The following is a 14862-nucleotide window of genomic DNA, read 5'->3' on the forward strand; positions in this document are numbered from 1 at the left end:
GGGGAGTGTTACAACTCGCGGCGGAGGCGCGCTATGGGGATGCCCAATTGTTCGCGATACTTTGCTACTGTTCTGCGTGCTATGGGTATTCCCTCTTGGCTTAGAAGAGCTCCCAATTCCGTGTCGGAGAGAGGGGTTCGTTTGTCCTCTTTTTCGATCAATTGCCGCAGGAGATCCTTGGTACTTCGGGACGAAACGGCTTCTCCACCGCTGCCCGTTGTACCTTCGCTGAAGAAGAATTTGAGAGGGTAAATGCCGTAGTCGCTTTGTATGTATTTGCGTTGGGTGATGCGGCTGATCGAGCTGATGTCGAGGGCTACAGTCTCCGCAATTTGCCTTAGAACGAGGGGGCGAAGTTGCTGTATATCCCCTGTGCGGAAGAAATCCTCTTGGGCTTGTACGATGGCACCTACAACGTGTAGGAGGGTCTTGCGTCTACGCTTTAGAGCGTCGATAAACTGCCGGGCTTCTGCAATGCGTGAGGAGGCAAAGGCACGAGAGGTTTTCTCGGCTTCGCTCCTAATCGGAGCCTTTGTAATGGCAAGATATGCCGGTGATATGCCTAGTTGAGGGAGGTTGGGAGCATCGTTGATCCATAGTTGTAGCTCTCCATTATGGAGGTGTACCGTAAAGTCGGGAACAATGCGAGCCACGGCTGCCTCTAGGTTTGAGCCATATCCACTTGCGGGGCGAGGGTTGAGTTGTCGGATGATACGTTGAGCCTCGGAAAACTGGGTAGGAGATATGGAGAGAACACGTATAATTCGGTCGTATCGGTGGGCAGCAAGATCTTCGAAATAGCCCTCTATGATAGAGAGAGCTAGGCTGTGAATTTCGTCTTTCGAGAGCCGCCGGAGTTGCAATAGCAAGGATTCGCGCAAATCACGTGCCGCAATGCCGGGAGGGTCGAGCTGCTGTATCCTATGGATCATTTGCTCTATTTCAGCATCAGAAGCATCGAGATTTTCGTTAAACAGGAGAGCATCGCTGATCTCGTGAAGAGAGGCTGAGAGATAGCCATCGTCACTCAGGTTGCCAATGATGTACTCGGCAATCATCCTCTCCCGATCGGAGAGCGTAAGTGAGATTAATTGCTCGTGGAGCTCGTCCGAAAGAGAGGGCGCTTCGTTGGGTTGCACATAAGAAGGGCCATCATCGTCACCGGCGGAGGGGCGAGGGAGCTCGCGCAGAGCATCTTCGCGTTCATCGTCTGCCGTGTAATCCTCCGGGGAGAAATCGTCTTGTATCTCCTCTTGCTCGTTTTCGGGGGTGCTTAGTGGCTCTTCGTCTAGGAAGTTGTCTTCGGGAGTTGTCTCCTCACTCTCCTCTACCACTTCTAGGGCGGGGTTGGTGGCAAGCTCCTCACGAATGCGATCTGCAAGCTCTTCTCCGGAAACCTCTAGGAGCTTGATTTGCTGTATCTGCTGTACATCAATCGCTAGCTTTTGCCGCTGCTCTTGCTGTTGTTTTAGCATAGTTCTACTAGGGACTCAAAGTGCATACCACGGGAGGCCTTCACGAGAATGAAGGCGTGCTCGATGGGAGCAAGACGGAGTTGCTCTGCCAAAATCTCTGTAGAGGGGAAGTAGTGGAGGTGGGGGGCTTTAGCTTCGCTCTCGAGAGCGGCGAACTCTTTTCCTACGAGGTAGCAGGTAATGCCCGTAGTCTCTCGGGCTAAGCGTTGTACGAGGGCTAGATGCTCTTCTCGAGAGGCACTACCGAGCTCAAACATATCCCCTAGTATGAGGTATTTGGCTCGTGTGCCGGAGGTGGAGAGAAAGTTTTCTATCGCGGTATGCATACTCGAGGGATTGGCATTGTAGGCATCCACTACGAGATTATTGTGATGGGGAGTATTGGCAATATATTGCGAGCGACTATTTGATGGAGTGTAGTGCTCCAATGCTATTACGATATCGGGAGGGGCAACTCCCAACCTAAGCCCAACAGCTACGGCGGCGAGGGCATTGGGGAGATTGTATTTACCTACGAGTTGTGTATGTACTCGGTAGGTCTCTCCCTGCCAGTAGAAAGCAAAGGCGAGGAAATAGCCCAAGGGATGATCGAGTAGTGAGGCACGGAAAAAGGCTTGTTGCCCTGTGCCGTAGGTCGTTCGTACAAGATGGGCGGAATGCTGCATCAGTAGGGGATCATCGGCATTGACCCAGGCCTCCCCATTATGTTGCCCTAGCCAATCGTAGAGCTCACACTTGGCTTTTGTCACCCCTTCGAAGGATCCGAATCCCTCTAGATGCGCTCTACCTATGTTAGTAATAAGCCCAAAGTCCGGCTCCGCAATGGCAGTTAGCTCCGCAATGTCTCCTATATGAGAGGCTCCCATCTCCACAACGCCGTATTGCATCTCCGGTGTGAAAGAGAGCAGGGTAAGGGGTACTCCTATTTGGTTATTTAGGTTACCCACTGTAGCTCCAATGGTATAGGTACTCCTCAGTACCGCCGAGATGAGTTCTTTGGTGGTCGTCTTGCCATTGGTCCCCGTGATGCCAATGATGGGCAAGCCGAGCCGGCGGCGATGCATGCGAGCTAGCTCCGTGAGCGCAACAAAACTATCCTCCACGTAAAGACAACGAGCCTCTTTTTGTGCCAATTCTGCTCGATCTACAACAGCGTAGGCACACCCTTTTGCAAGGGCATCAAGGGCAAAGTCGTTACCATCAAACCGCTCTCCTTTGAGGGCTATAAATAGCGAGTCTCTCTTGGGGGCGCGGCTATCTGTAGTTACTCCACTACAGCGTTTGAAGTACGTATAAAGCTCAAGAATATCCATCCTATTGGGGAGTAGGGAAGAGTCTTGTTTGGGGGCTAGGTGTCTAGAGGTAAGGAAGAGCACATGCTCTATCCCTCTCGGGACGAAGTTTGTGCTCTTCTATTGCGATTAAACTTATTCGCGGAGAGGAGAACTATCCCCTAATTAGTAGGCTGAGTCTAATACGGCAGAAAAGAACACTATAACACCCCATAAGAGGACAAGTGCTGCTGCTACTGCCATACTAGCAATAGACCACGAACGAGCGGCTTTGCTAAATCGTTCAGCTCCGGTGAAGTCTCCCTGATTGTAGGCTTTCTCCACGCGAGTTGCATTTATAATGGCGGGGATACCCAAAGGCCACGCGCAGAAAATCGTGACAATGATAGCAAAAGCCAAATAGGTAGGAGGGCACTTGGGGGGAATGCCTCCGTTAGCGTAAATGTTATAGGGAGTGTTATTTTGAGAGGCGAATGACTGCTGACTAGGTGGCGCTTGAAAGGGAGGAACTCCACTTGCCCCGTTGTTTGCATTATTCTGCCAGAGGAAATCAAGCTCCGGAAGGAGGCGAGCCTCTTTCCAATCTTCCATTCCTTGCCTCCAGACCATAGTCTGAGGGGTGATGTTTTCGCGGGCGAGTTGTTCTGCCTCAATGGGGCCGATTTGTTGTCCGTTACGGATGAAATAAAATTTTTCAGTAGTCATATAGAGATCTCTCTAGATTGCTAATTTTCAGTTGCGAAAGTAGTGATTTTCTATCACATAGAGCCTTTTTCGAGGTGTGCCGCCTGCCAAATCTTCCAATTTTCGTGCGCTTGCAAGAAGAGCATATCAATCCCGTTTTTGATCGAGGCTCCCTGCGCTTGGGCAAGTTGTAGGAAGCGGGTTCGATCGGGAGAGTAGATAAGATCGTAGCAAAGATGTTCGGGCGTAATCTCCTGGTAGGGGATGGGGGGAGCCTCTTGTACGTTAGGAGTCATGCCTACGGGGGTGCAATTCACAATGATCTTGTGCTCTCGAATAACCTCCGGAGTGATGTCGGAATAGGAGATGGCATAGGGAGATTGGGGCGCACGGCTTACGACAAGAGTTGCTACCCCCAGCTTCTTAAAGGCGCGTTGTACAGCACATGAGGCCCCTCCGGAGCCTAGGATGAGCGCACGACGTCGCCCCTCAAGTACGGGGGCTATGGATTGTCTAAAACCCTCTAGATCGGTGTTGTATCCGATGAGCTTACGCTTGCCCCACCGTGAGTTTTGCACTACTACGGTATTGACAGCCCCGAGCAGTGACGCCTCGCTTTCCACCTCATCCAAATAGGGAAGTATGGCTTGTTTGTAGGGGCTTGTTACGTTGAAGCCATGTAGATTGGGGTGTGCCGAAAGGAAGGCCTTTAGCTCTTTGATGCTTGCGAGATCTGCCGTGATATAGTGAGCATCAATCCCCTCGGCGAGGAATTTTTCATTGAAGAACTCTTGAGATTTGGAGTGCTCTACGGGGTGACCAATCAGCGCGTATTCTCTCATTTTATAGCGTAATATAGGGTGGCAATCCCACCCGAGAAAGCTTTGTACTCTGCCTTGCCATAACCCGCCTCTAGGAGCATCTTGGTAAATGCTTCGTATTGGGGCACTTGGCGGACAGACTTGGGAAGGTAATCGTAGGCTCCACGGTTGTGGGCGAAAAGGCTGCCCACAAGGGGGATAAAAGTGTGCGTCCAAAGGGTGTATCCGCAACGCAAGATGGGATTACGGGGCACGCTAAGCTCTAGAATGGCAATGACACCACCCGGGCGCGTTACTCGGCACATCTCCTCTAGCCCCTGAGCGAGGTGCTCAAAGTTGCGTACCCCGAAGCTGCTTACCACGGCATCAAACGTGCCCTCTTCGTAGGGGAGAGCTTCGCAGTTGGCTTGCTCTAATTGGATGTTTGCTTGGGGGGCTTTTTGAGCGATTTTCTCTCTCCCTTTTTGGAGCATCCCCTCGGAGATGTCTACGCCTGTGATCTGCTCTAGTGCGGGGCATTGCCTTGTAAGCTCCATGCTTAGGTCTGCTGTGCCCACGGCCACGTCGAGGATCTTGTGGGGGGAATGGCTTGCTACCCAACGAGCGGTGCGCCTACGCCATAGGCGATCAATGCCTAGAGTCATCAGTTTGTTGGCAATGTCGTAGCGATCGGCAATGCCATCGAACATCCGACGGACGCGTTCTGTTTTACCTGTCGTTGGGGTAGCTTGATCCATACCGGAGATGGGAGTTTTACTTCTTTTTTAGGAAGTCTGTGATGTTCTTCTCAATCCGTTGCGCGAGGTGATCTTGCTCTGCGCGTACGAACCTCTCACCCGTTACGTGCTCATAGAGCTCAATGTATCGCTCGGACACACTTAGGCAGTATTCGTCGGTCATCTCGGGTACCTTCTGTCCCTCTTTGCCCATAAAGCCCTGCTCGGTGAGCCATTTGCGTACGAATTCTTTGGAGAGCTGACGTTGGGGTTCTCCCTTGGCGAAGCGTTCTTCGAAGCCTTCGGCATAGAAGTAGCGAGAGCTATCGGGGGTGTGAATCTCGTCTATGAGGTAGATCTTACCATCCTTTTTTCCGAACTCGTACTTGGTGTCTACGAGGATGAGTCCCATCTCCTCTGCAATCTTGCTGCCGCGTGCAAAGAGATCTTGTGTGTACTGCTCAAGGAGGGTGTAGTCCTCTTCGCTTACAAGTCCCGAGCTTATAATCTCCTCACGAGATATGTTTTCGTCGTGCCCCTCATCCGCCTTGGTGGTAGGGGTAATGATGGGATGCTCGAAGCGTTGATTCTCGCGAAGCCCCTCAGCAAGGGGGATGCCGCAGATAGAGCGAGCACCCTCTTGATAAGCGCGCCATGCGCTACCTGTGATGTAGCCGCGGATTACCATTTCTACTTTGAAAGGCTCGCACTTATGCCCGATGGTGACCATGGGGTCGGGGGTTGCTATCTTCCAATTGGGCACGATGTCGGCCGTGGCATCTAGTTGTTTGGCTGCAATTTGGTTGAGCACCTGCCCTTTGTAGGGAATGCCCGCGGGCAGTACTACGTCGAAAGCACTGATGCGGTCGGTTGCAATCATTGCCACGAGGTCTCCTTCTAGGAAGTAAACGTCGCGAACTTTACCATGGTAAACGCTCTGCTGACCCGGCAAGTTGTAGTCGGTACGGAGGAGGGTTTCGATCTTCATAAGCTATCTGTATCTCTGTTGATTAAGGGTTCTTTCTTTTCTTCTTCTTGCTCATCTCTAGCTTTGGCATCGTAGGCCTCTACAATTTGTTGTACGAGGGGGTGCCGTACGATGTCCCCCTTTTCGAAGGTAATGCGTCCGATGGCGGGTATGCCCGAGAGCACCTCCAAGGCATGTTTCAGTCCGGACTTTACGCCCCGCGGGAGGTCTATTTGGGTTACGTCGCCCGTTACAATCATTTTGGAGTAGTACCCCATACGAGTGAGGAACATCTTCATCTGATGCGTGGTGGTGTTCTGTGCTTCGTCTAGGATAACGACCGCATCGTTGAGGGTGCGTCCGCGCATGTAGGCAAGGGGAGCAATCTGTATCGTACCCTGCTCCATGTATTCTTTGAGTCGGGGAGGGGGTATCATTTCCTCCAGAGCATCGTAGAGCGGCTGTAGATAGGGGTCGAGTTTGTCTTTCATCTCACCGGGCAAGAATCCCAACTTCTCTCCGGCCTCTACGGCAGGGCGAGAGAGGATGATGCGGCGTATCTTGCGCTCTTTGAGGGCTTTGACGGCTAGAGCAATGGCTACGAACGTCTTGCCCGTACCGGCCGGCCCCACGGCAAAGAGCAGGTCTTTCTCCTCAAAAGTGCGGAGCATCCGTTGCTGATTGGCTCCGCGTGCGGCAATGCTTTTGCCTCTAGCGCCGTAGACGATGTGGTACTCAGGTTCGGGGGTAGAGGCGTCTTCTCCTCGGGCAATGCGGCGGATAGCATCCTCGTTGAGGCTGTTATACCGACGGATGTGGGCGGAGAGGTGATCGAGTACCTTTACAAAGTCGTCTATCTGCGAAGCCTCTCCCAAGATCTTGAGCACGTTGTCTCCGGCTACAAGACGCAGCTTGGGGTACAGGGTGCGGAGTAGAATAAGGTTTTCCCTATTAACCCCGAATAAAACCCCTGCATCTACATCGTCGGGGACATAGAGTCGCTCGGTTATCAGCATGATTGTTGTTCTCGGATCCTATCTTTTTCTAGGTGCAAAAATACCAACAAAATTTCGCCTAGAGGGGATTTAATGCGATGAGTTGAGGTTAATTTCCTCCGTGTTGGGGGCGGAATCTGCCCGCACCTTTCTTTGCTCGGTGGAGCTACGCCAGATGGCGATATACCCGGCGCTTTAGGTAGGGGAGGAAAGAGACCGCAGCCACCCCCTTTACGGCCATGGAGGTGGCAATGGCCCACCAGATACCTACGAGCCCAAAGCCCATGGCTCCAAAAATAAGGGCTAATGGGATGCGGATGCTATTGCCAATAATGCTAATGAGGGCTGGTTGTAGGCTACGCCCCGTACCATAGAATAGCCCTTGTATCAAGATCTCTGACATCATAAAGAGCTGAACACATCCGGCAGCACGCAGGTAGCGCCCGCCCTCTAAGTAGGCCTCTTCTTCCGGAATGATGAGGGCGAAGAGCTCTGTTCCGAAGAATATGTAGAGGAACATTGCCACAATACCAAATACAGAGGTTATGGAGATGCTGACCCGAAAAGCGGAGAAGATGCGCTGCGGCTTTCTTGCCGCATAGTTCTGGGCTACAAAGGCCGCTAGGGCCGTGCCAAAGCCTTGGGAGGTATCCCAGGTAATGGCTTCGAGCTGACCGCCTACATTGATGGTGGCTACGCCGATATGTCCGCCGGCATGGGCCGTGATCGTACCCATGACAAAGGTAATGATGGCAAATAGGGAGTTGAGAGTCACGATAGGGAGCCCAAGCTTGAGTATCGCTAGGGTTTCTGTGCGTTTTAAGGGGCCTACTATACGCCAGCCCCCGAGCAGATGGTCTCGCCCATGTACTTGATATAAGAAGAGCAGGGCTACGACCCATTGTGCTACCACGGTGGCGAGGGCGGCTCCCGAGATGCCCCAGTCGAAGACGAAAATAAACAAGGGGTCGAGCAGCATGTTCAGAACCAGTCCGATGCTGTTAATCCGAAAGGGGACTCCGCTTCGCCCGGCAGCGATGTACACCCCACTGTAGGATAGCGAGAGAAAGAAGCCCGGGAGCCCCCAGATTATGATGTTGAGGTATTGTTGGGCAAACTCGCTAGTCGTCTCTTCTAACCCATAGAGACCGATGAAAGTAGAGCCGCCGACTCCGTAGACTAGCATCAAACCAAGGGAGATATAGAGGGCGAGCGTAGAGGTGTGCTGAGCGTAACAGCGAGCTGAGTTGCGGTTTTGTGCCCCTAACCCCTGTGCAACAAGCACCTCGGCCCCCGTCTTAACGAGGGCTCCAATAGAGGAGGCGAGCCAGGTTAGCACGCTAATAACGCCCAGGGCTGCTATCTCACGGCTCCCTAGGCGCCCTACCCATGCCATGTCGGTGAATGAGTAGGCGACCTGTATAAAAGAGGTGCCAATGATGGGGGCTGCTAGGGTGACGATTTGCCGAGCAATAGGACCGCGGGTTAGGTCCTTCGTCTCGGAATGCTCTTCTGCCCTCTCGCTCATTTAGAAGATGCTTAGGTTGATATACTTACGGGGGTGCGCCTTAAAGTCTGTTACAAGGGAGTCTGTTCTCGTGAGCAACGAGCGAAGGTCTTCGTATAGTTTTTCGTCGTTAATTACCTTACCCAGGGTGCCCTCTTTGCTATTGAGTTGCTGTGAGAGGGTATGTAGCTCGTTGCTTGTGGTCTCTAGGTTGGTCATGATTTGACGCACATTGATGCTATCGAGCTGTTGTGAGAAGTTGTCGATACGAGTGAGTGTGCTGTTGGCTTTACCGAGCATAGGGGCTACATCCTGATGGGTATAGCCTTGTAGGGCGGTCATTAAGCCGTCGAGTTTTTGCATCGAACTACGAGCCGAGGCAAGGGTAGCATGGGCTTCGTGGATCGATTGCTTTAGCTCCGGAGTTGCCAGCAATTGCTGTGTGGAGGATAGAATGGAGTCTACCTTCGGTATCAATTGTGCAACACGGGGGAGGATCTCGTTGCCTAGGGTACTAAGGGGGTCACCTGCTCCCTCATTCGTCTCTAGGAAATCGCCTTCGGCAAGGATTTGCTGCGAAGTCGCCAGTTGCAGGTCGAGCTGTGCCCCTCCAAAGATGGCGGCTTTGATGCTGGCGTGGGTGCCACGAGGAATTTTATAGTCTCGGTCGATATTCACTTGCACAAGGGTAGACGCTGTGCCATCGGGTGCAATCTCAAATTCTAACCCCTGCACCGTACCCACTTTGTAGCCGTTGATCTTGACGGGTGATGCCACAGAAAGCCCTTCTACGTTGGTAAAACGAGCATAGTAACTACACTCCCGACCGAAGACGGCGAGCCCTTTGAGGTAGTTGAGCCCAAAGTAAAGTAAGGCGATAGCTAGGAGGGTAAAGAAGCCAATCTTGACGAGTTTCGAGGGGTCTTGCATATCGGTTTGGTCTGTTGTTGGTGTGTATTGTTATTGAGAAGAGTACCCCTCCTCTAGGGGGAGGGGAGTGTCTAATTAGAGGGACGAGCTCTTATTATAGGCTTCGTAGTAGCTGGCAAATCCGTCTGCAATAGCTTGGGCTAGGCGGTTTTGTCCATCGCTAGATAGAAGAAATTCGGCCTCTTTTTTGTTGGAAATGAACCCAACTTCGATGAGGATGCTGGGCATGGCAGTCTCGCGTATTACCAAAAAACCGGCTTGGCGTACCCCTCGGTCGGAGGTGGGCAATTTCGCTAGTTTGCCTTGTACGGCTTGGGCTAGACGAATGCTCTTGTCTTGGTGGACATTTTGCATCATCTCAAACATAATGTAGCTTTCGCTAGAGGAGGGGTCGAAGCCTTGGTAGGTGCGTTCGTAATTATCTTCGAGAAGAATGGACTCATTCTCTTTCATAGCAACGCGCAAGTTGTCTTCGGTGCGCCACAAACCTAGTACGTAGGTCTCAGTACCTGCTGCCGATGAAGATTGTGCTGAATTGGTGTGGACACTCATAAAAAGGTTGGCCTTGTTGCGATTGGCAAAGTTAGCACGCTGCTGTAGCCCGATAAAGGTGTCGTCGCTACGTGTATAGAGCACCTTCACCTCAGGGTACCGCTTCTTGATGATCTCACCGGTGGCGAGGGCAACTTTTAGGTTGATGTCTTTCTCTCGTCCTCCATTGCCTACGGCTCCTGTATCTTTCCCTCCGTGTCCTGCATCTAAAACAAGTACGAAAGAGTCCTTCTTGGCTCCACTTTTCCCCTTCTTTTGTGCAGAGGCTGTGGAGATGCTAGGGAGTAACATCCCTAAGAAGAGAAGAGTGTAGAAAAGCCTTCGTAGGCCCTTGTGCCCTTTCTTCTGAAGGGCGATATTTTCTGTTTGACTCATATCAGCAGTTACTATAAGCCGGGTAAAATACGGTTTTTCCGCCTGCAAAGTTATTGATTTTATCGAACTATTTCTCCATTTTTGCCCTAGGGGATGTGATAGGAGTAGCTACTTTTTGGTTCAAAGTCAGGCCTTTTTCTCTTGTAAGTTAGCCAAATTCTCCTTACAAATCACCCTTTCTTCCTAATTTTTTGAGCTCAGAGGAATTACCACTCTTTGGGGAGAGAAACACCCGTCTGTCAGTCCCCTTATCTAAGAGAGGAAGGAGAGGCTGTTGGGTTTAATTGATGAGGAAGGAAAAATGGAAAGAGAGGCTCCCAATTGATTTTCGGAAGCCTCCCTTCTAATCTATAGGGTTGTTACCTCCCTCAATCTTTGCACTTTGCTTTGATAAACTCTCGATTGAGTCGTGCTATGTGTGAGATGGAGATGTTTTTGGGGCACTCCATTTCGCAAGCGCGAGTGTTCGTACAGTTTCCGAAGCCTAGCTCGTCCATCTTGGCAATCATAGCCTTGGCGCGGCGTGCAGCCTCTGGGCGTCCTTGGGGGAGCAGGGCAAGCTGACTCACCTTTGCACTGAGGAAGAGCATAGCAGATCCGTTTTTGCAGGCTGCGGCACAGGCACCGCACCCGATACAAGCAGCTGCGTCCATGGCTTCGTCTGCCTTGGCTTTGGGGATAGCTATTGCGTTAGCATCGGGTACCCCGCCTGTATTGACCGATACAAACCCGCCGGCTTGGATAATCTTATCATAGGCGGAGCGATCGACCATAAGGTCGCGGATGATGGGGAATCCGGCAGAGCGCCAAGGCTCAATTGTGATGGTGTCGCCATCGTTGAAGCGACGCATGTGCAATTGGCAGGTGGTAATGCTATCGTCGGGCCCGTGGGGGTGTCCATTGATATAGAGGGAGCACATCCCACAGATACCTTCGCGGCAATCGTGGTCGTACACAACCGGTTCTTTTCCTTCGGCTACAAGCTGCTCGTTGAGGAGGTCTAGCATCTCGAGGAACGACGCACTCTGCGATACCTCCTTGAGGCTGTAGGTTTCGAAGCGACCCTTCTCACGGGGCCCCTTTTGCCGCCAAACGCGTACGGTAATATTGATATTGTGATCCATTGCTTAACGTCTCAATTAGTTCTTGTAGTTACGTGTTAATCGCTCCGTAAATTCGTACTCGAGAGGCTCTTTGTACATAACGGGCGCTTGGTTTTCACCCTGATACTCCCAGCACGAAGCATAGGCAAAGGTATCGTCGTGGCGTAAAGCCTCGCCTTCTTCGGTCTGATGCTCCAGACGGAAGTGCCCACCGCAGCTCTCTTCTCTATCGAGAGCATCGTGTGCCATGAGTTCGCCAATCTCGATAAAGTCGGCAAGGCGGAGTGCTTTTTCGAGCTCGATGTTGAGGTCGTTGCCGCTACCGGGTACGTTTACTTCTTTCCAGAACGTCTTCTTTAGTTCGGCAAGGAGGGCAATCCCTTTTTGTAGTCCCTCTTTGTCGCGTCCCATGCCAACGTATTCCCACATGATGTTCCCGAGTTCTTTGTGAAGGCAGTCTACCGAGCGGCTTCCCTTATTTTCCATAAGGGTTTTGATGCGCTTGTTGATTGCTTCTTCAGCTTCTTTGAACTCCGGAAGATCGGTGCTAAAGCGAGGCACGCGGATCTGATCGGCAAGGTAGTTTTGGAGTGTATAGGGGAGGATGAAGTAACCATCGGCAAGCCCTTGCATCAAGGCAGATGCGCCCAGACGGTTGGCTCCGTGATCGGAGAAGTTGGCTTCCCCAATGGCAAAAAGTCCCGGAATGGTAGTTTGGAGCTCGTAGTCTACCCAGAGGCCGCCCATCGTGTAGTGGATGGCAGGATAGATCATCATGGGCGTTTTGTAGGGGTTGTCGTTGGTAATCTTTTCGTACATCTGGAAAAGATTGCCATACTTCTGTTCCACTACGTCTTTGCCCAAACGGCGGATGGCGTCGTCGAAGTCGAGGAAAACGGCGAGCCCCGTGTTGTTTACCCCAAAGCCGGCGTCACAGCGTTCTTTGGCTGCACGGCTTGCCACGTCACGAGGTACGAGGTTACCAAAGGCGGGGTAGCGGCGCTCTAGATAGTAGTCTCTATCCTCTTCGGGTATGTCGTGCCCCTTGAGTGTTCCGGCCTGCAACTTTTTGGCATCTTCGAGCTTTTTGGGCACCCAAATACGACCATCGTTGCGGAGCGACTCACTCATAAGAGTCAGCTTCGATTGGTAATCGCCATGCTTGGGGATGCAGGTGGGGTGGATCTGTGCCATGCAAGGATTGGCAAAGAATGCGCCCTTTTTGTAGCACTGCCAAGCCGCGGAGCCGTTAGAGGCCATCGCGTTGGTGGAGAGGAAGTAAGCATTCCCATATCCCCCGGTAGCTATTACTACAGCATGAGCTGCGTAACGCTCAATCGCTCCCGTGGAGAGATTGCGGGCAATGATACCCCTTGCACGACCCTCGATAATAACGAGGTCGAGCATTTCGTGACGGGTATAGAGCTTAACACTCCCTTTAGCTACTTGGCGACTGAGTGCCGAGTAAGCCCCGAGTAGGAGCTGCTGCCCCGTTTGACCCCGAGCGTAGAAAGTACGGGATACCTGTGCGCCCCCAAATGAGCGGTTATCGAGTAGACCACCATATTCGCGAGCAAAGGGAACGCCCTGAGCTACGCACTGATCTATAATAGCATTGCTTACCTCTGCGAGACGATATACATTGGCTTCGCGGGCACGGTAGTCCCCACCCTTGATCGTATCGTAGAAAAGACGATATACCGAGTCACCGTCGTTTTGGTAGTTCTTTGCTGCGTTGATCCCCCCCTGAGCTGCGATGGAGTGTGCGCGGCGAGGTGAATCTTGGATGCAGAAGTTGAGTACATTGAACCCCATTTCACCGAGAGAAGCGGCTGCAGAAGCCCCTGCTAACCCAGTCCCTACCACGATAACATCAAGACGACGTTTATTGGCAGGATTAACGAGTTTCTGGTGATTTTTGTAGTTGGTCCACTTGCTTTCGAGTGGTCCTTGAGGTATTTTAGCGTCAATTTTAGCCATACTTACAACGATTAATAGAACCAGAGATTACCATCGCATATAGCTCTACCAAAGTAGAGAAGTACTACAGCGGCGAAGCCTAGCATTAGGATAGAAGAGACCCAGGTAGAGAGCACTCGGATGCGTTTCATCCAAACGACATTGTTCCAACCGATGGTCTGGAGGGCACTCCAAAATCCATGGTTAATATGGAACCATATAGCAAGAAGCCATACAAGGTATAGTACCGAGAATATAGGATTGGAGAAGGTGTACGCGATAAGACCGGCACCATCTGTGGGGCCTGTTACCCCTGCTATCCCCAAGTCGTGTGTGTGCATTAGCTCTGCAAGCTGCATCTTCGCCCAGAAGTTGAATAGATGAAGGCCAATCCCCAGCATTACGATAATCCCTAGTACCAGCATGTTTTGCGAAGACCATTCCACTCCATGGGGGCGTGCTGTTACGGCATAACGGTCGTTGCCTCTCGCTCTATGGTTTTGGACGTTGAGCCAAAAAGCGTAGATGATATGGATGATCATCAGACCCGCTAGCCCTATCGACGCCACCACGGCGTACCAATTGGCTCCTAGGAATGCACAGATCGCATTGTAGCCCTCGGGGCTGAATATGGCCACGAGGTTCATGGACATGTGGAAGAGGAGGAAGAGTATAAGCGCGAGTCCTGTAATACTCATTACAAACTTCCTCCCAACGGAAGAATTACAAAGCCACATAGTGATTCGTTCTTGATTATAGTGTACTAATTAATTGCTATCCAAAGAAAGACTCTTCCCTTTTTGTGAGAGGAGCCCTCAAAGGTGTACCATCAGGCGGAAATAAATACATACTGAGATATATCCTACCTATGCGAGTATAACGCGCCTGCAAAGATAGGGAAAATACCTTATAGTAGGTAATAAGGGTTTCCCTTTTCTCCCTGATGGCAAAATCTGCATAACAAAAAGCCTTACTCTCCATCATGGCAGAGAGTAAGGCGGATATGAGGGAGCTAAACTTTAATCTGCAAGTAGAGGGCGATCTCCTATAAGGCGATGTAGCAAAACAATCGCACGATCTTCTGCAAAATGCATGAGACGCTCCTCTTCCGGTGTTTTGTCGTCAATCCCCGAGAGATGTAGCACCCCGTGGATAAGCACACGGTGCAATTCCTCTTCGTAGGGTACGCCAAACTTTTCGGCATTGCTCGCCACCGTCTCCAAACTGATGAGGATGTCGCCCGAGATATATTCAGAGCCTTCTTGGGTGGCATCGAAGGTGAGAATATCGGTGTAGTAGTCGTGATTGAGGAAGAGTTTATTTGCCTCCAGTATGCCGGCATCATTGGTAAACTTGTAGGAAAGTTCACCCAGTGTTTTCCCCATTTCATTTGCCACTTGCCTTATCCAGCGAGCAATGATTTGTCGCCTTAGGTGGGGAACTCTGACGTTTCGTTCGGTGAAGTAGTTGATCTTCATGATCTATG

The 14862-nt window shown here is 51.5% G+C and carries 14 protein-coding genes; all 14 read right to left on the reverse strand.

All coding sequences use genetic code 11. The features are described from left to right. Positions 1 to 8: 8 nt before the first annotated feature. The 14 genes from rpoN to ybeY all read right to left on the reverse strand — a co-directional run bounded on the left by rpoN (position 9) and on the right by ybeY (position 14854). Positions 9 to 1475: an RNA polymerase factor sigma-54 gene (gene rpoN / locus ACTTHR_RS05685; protein ID WP_442605499.1), complete on the reverse strand. Its 1467-nt coding sequence runs from the start codon at positions 1473 to 1475 to the stop codon at positions 9 to 11. Continuing rightward, positions 1469 to 2788: a UDP-N-acetylmuramoyl-tripeptide--D-alanyl-D-alanine ligase gene (locus ACTTHR_RS05690; protein WP_442605500.1), complete on the reverse strand. Its 1320-nt coding sequence runs from the start codon at positions 2786 to 2788 to the stop codon at positions 1469 to 1471. Before ACTTHR_RS05690 ends, rpoN begins: the two co-directional genes overlap by 7 nt. A gap of 144 nt (positions 2789 to 2932) precedes the next feature. After that, positions 2933 to 3472, reverse strand: coding sequence for a CD225/dispanin family protein (locus ACTTHR_RS05695; RefSeq protein WP_424777559.1), 540 nt, complete (start codon positions 3470 to 3472; stop codon positions 2933 to 2935). Between the two features lie 53 nt (positions 3473 to 3525). Then, on the reverse strand, positions 3526 to 4293 hold the full coding sequence (locus ACTTHR_RS05700) for a shikimate dehydrogenase family protein (RefSeq protein ID WP_304284681.1): 768 nt from the start codon (positions 4291 to 4293) through the stop codon (positions 3526 to 3528). Further along, on the reverse strand, positions 4290 to 5009 hold the full coding sequence (gene ubiE, locus ACTTHR_RS05705) for a bifunctional demethylmenaquinone methyltransferase/2-methoxy-6-polyprenyl-1,4-benzoquinol methylase UbiE (protein ID WP_442605501.1): 720 nt from the start codon (positions 5007 to 5009) through the stop codon (positions 4290 to 4292). The genes ACTTHR_RS05700 and ubiE overlap by 4 nt, the downstream gene beginning before the upstream one ends. Before the next feature lie 16 nt (positions 5010 to 5025). Further along, the gene (locus ACTTHR_RS05710; RefSeq protein WP_314813486.1) at positions 5026 to 5976 is read right to left on the reverse strand and encodes a phosphoribosylaminoimidazolesuccinocarboxamide synthase; all 951 of its coding nucleotides are present in this window, start codon (positions 5974 to 5976) and stop codon (positions 5026 to 5028) included. Next, a complete protein-coding gene (locus tag ACTTHR_RS05715) occupies positions 5973 to 6971 on the reverse strand; it encodes a PhoH family protein (protein WP_311552189.1) in 999 nt (332 codons plus the stop codon). The genes ACTTHR_RS05710 and ACTTHR_RS05715 overlap by 4 nt, the downstream gene beginning before the upstream one ends. 145 nt (positions 6972 to 7116) lie before the next feature. Beyond that, complete coding sequence (locus ACTTHR_RS05720) at positions 7117 to 8478, reverse strand: MATE family efflux transporter (protein ID WP_442605502.1); 1362 nt, start codon at positions 8476 to 8478, stop codon at positions 7117 to 7119. Beyond that, positions 8479 to 9387: an MlaD family protein gene (locus ACTTHR_RS05725; RefSeq protein ID WP_442605503.1), complete on the reverse strand. Its 909-nt coding sequence runs from the start codon at positions 9385 to 9387 to the stop codon at positions 8479 to 8481. 75 nt (positions 9388 to 9462) lie between these two features. Further along, a complete protein-coding gene (locus tag ACTTHR_RS05730; protein WP_314863036.1) occupies positions 9463 to 10314 on the reverse strand; it encodes an N-acetylmuramoyl-L-alanine amidase family protein in 852 nt (283 codons plus the stop codon). A gap of 368 nt (positions 10315 to 10682) precedes the next feature. Continuing rightward, positions 10683 to 11438, reverse strand: a complete 756-nt coding sequence (locus ACTTHR_RS05735; RefSeq protein WP_004332541.1) for a succinate dehydrogenase/fumarate reductase iron-sulfur subunit — start codon at positions 11436 to 11438, stop codon at positions 10683 to 10685. A gap of 15 nt (positions 11439 to 11453) precedes the next feature. Then, positions 11454 to 13397: a fumarate reductase/succinate dehydrogenase flavoprotein subunit gene (locus tag ACTTHR_RS05740; RefSeq protein WP_315075904.1), complete on the reverse strand. Its 1944-nt coding sequence runs from the start codon at positions 13395 to 13397 to the stop codon at positions 11454 to 11456. Between the two features lie 11 nt (positions 13398 to 13408). Next, complete coding sequence (locus ACTTHR_RS05745; RefSeq protein WP_314939970.1) at positions 13409 to 14113, reverse strand: succinate dehydrogenase/fumarate reductase cytochrome b subunit; 705 nt, start codon at positions 14111 to 14113, stop codon at positions 13409 to 13411. Between the two features lie 282 nt (positions 14114 to 14395). Next, a complete protein-coding gene (gene ybeY, locus ACTTHR_RS05750; RefSeq protein ID WP_276774918.1) occupies positions 14396 to 14854 on the reverse strand; it encodes an rRNA maturation RNase YbeY in 459 nt (152 codons plus the stop codon). Positions 14855 to 14862 lie beyond the last annotated feature (8 nt).

Origin of the sequence: Porphyromonas endodontalis (genome assembly GCF_052173515.1) — a bacterium.
GTDB lineage: Bacteria > Bacteroidota > Bacteroidia > Bacteroidales > Porphyromonadaceae > Porphyromonas > Porphyromonas endodontalis_A.

Coding starts and splice junctions, on each gene's coding strand:
- ACTTHR_RS05720 (WP_442605502.1), bottom strand. CDS start 8,478: ATGAGCGAGAGGGCAGAAGAGCATTCCGAGACGAAGGACCTAACCCGC.
- ACTTHR_RS05690 (WP_442605500.1), bottom strand. CDS start 2,788: ATGGATATTCTTGAGCTTTATACGTACTTCAAACGCTGTAGTGGAGTA.
- ACTTHR_RS05715 (WP_311552189.1), bottom strand. CDS start 6,971: ATGCTGATAACCGAGCGACTCTATGTCCCCGACGATGTAGATGCAGGG.
- ACTTHR_RS05710 (WP_314813486.1), bottom strand. CDS start 5,976: ATGAAGATCGAAACCCTCCTCCGTACCGACTACAACTTGCCGGGTCAG.
- ACTTHR_RS05700 (WP_304284681.1), bottom strand. CDS start 4,293: ATGAGAGAATACGCGCTGATTGGTCACCCCGTAGAGCACTCCAAATCT.
- ACTTHR_RS05730 (WP_314863036.1), bottom strand. CDS start 10,314: ATGAGTCAAACAGAAAATATCGCCCTTCAGAAGAAAGGGCACAAGGGC.
- ubiE (WP_442605501.1), bottom strand. CDS start 5,009: ATGGATCAAGCTACCCCAACGACAGGTAAAACAGAACGCGTCCGTCGG.
- ybeY (WP_276774918.1), bottom strand. CDS start 14,854: ATGAAGATCAACTACTTCACCGAACGAAACGTCAGAGTTCCCCACCTA.
- ACTTHR_RS05745 (WP_314939970.1), bottom strand. CDS start 14,113: ATGTGGCTTTGTAATTCTTCCGTTGGGAGGAAGTTTGTAATGAGTATT.
- rpoN (WP_442605499.1), bottom strand. CDS start 1,475: ATGCTAAAACAACAGCAAGAGCAGCGGCAAAAGCTAGCGATTGATGTA.
- ACTTHR_RS05725 (WP_442605503.1), bottom strand. CDS start 9,387: ATGCAAGACCCCTCGAAACTCGTCAAGATTGGCTTCTTTACCCTCCTA.
- ACTTHR_RS05735 (WP_004332541.1), bottom strand. CDS start 11,438: ATGGATCACAATATCAATATTACCGTACGCGTTTGGCGGCAAAAGGGG.
- ACTTHR_RS05695 (WP_424777559.1), bottom strand. CDS start 3,472: ATGACTACTGAAAAATTTTATTTCATCCGTAACGGACAACAAATCGGC.
- ACTTHR_RS05740 (WP_315075904.1), bottom strand. CDS start 13,397: ATGGCTAAAATTGACGCTAAAATACCTCAAGGACCACTCGAAAGCAAG.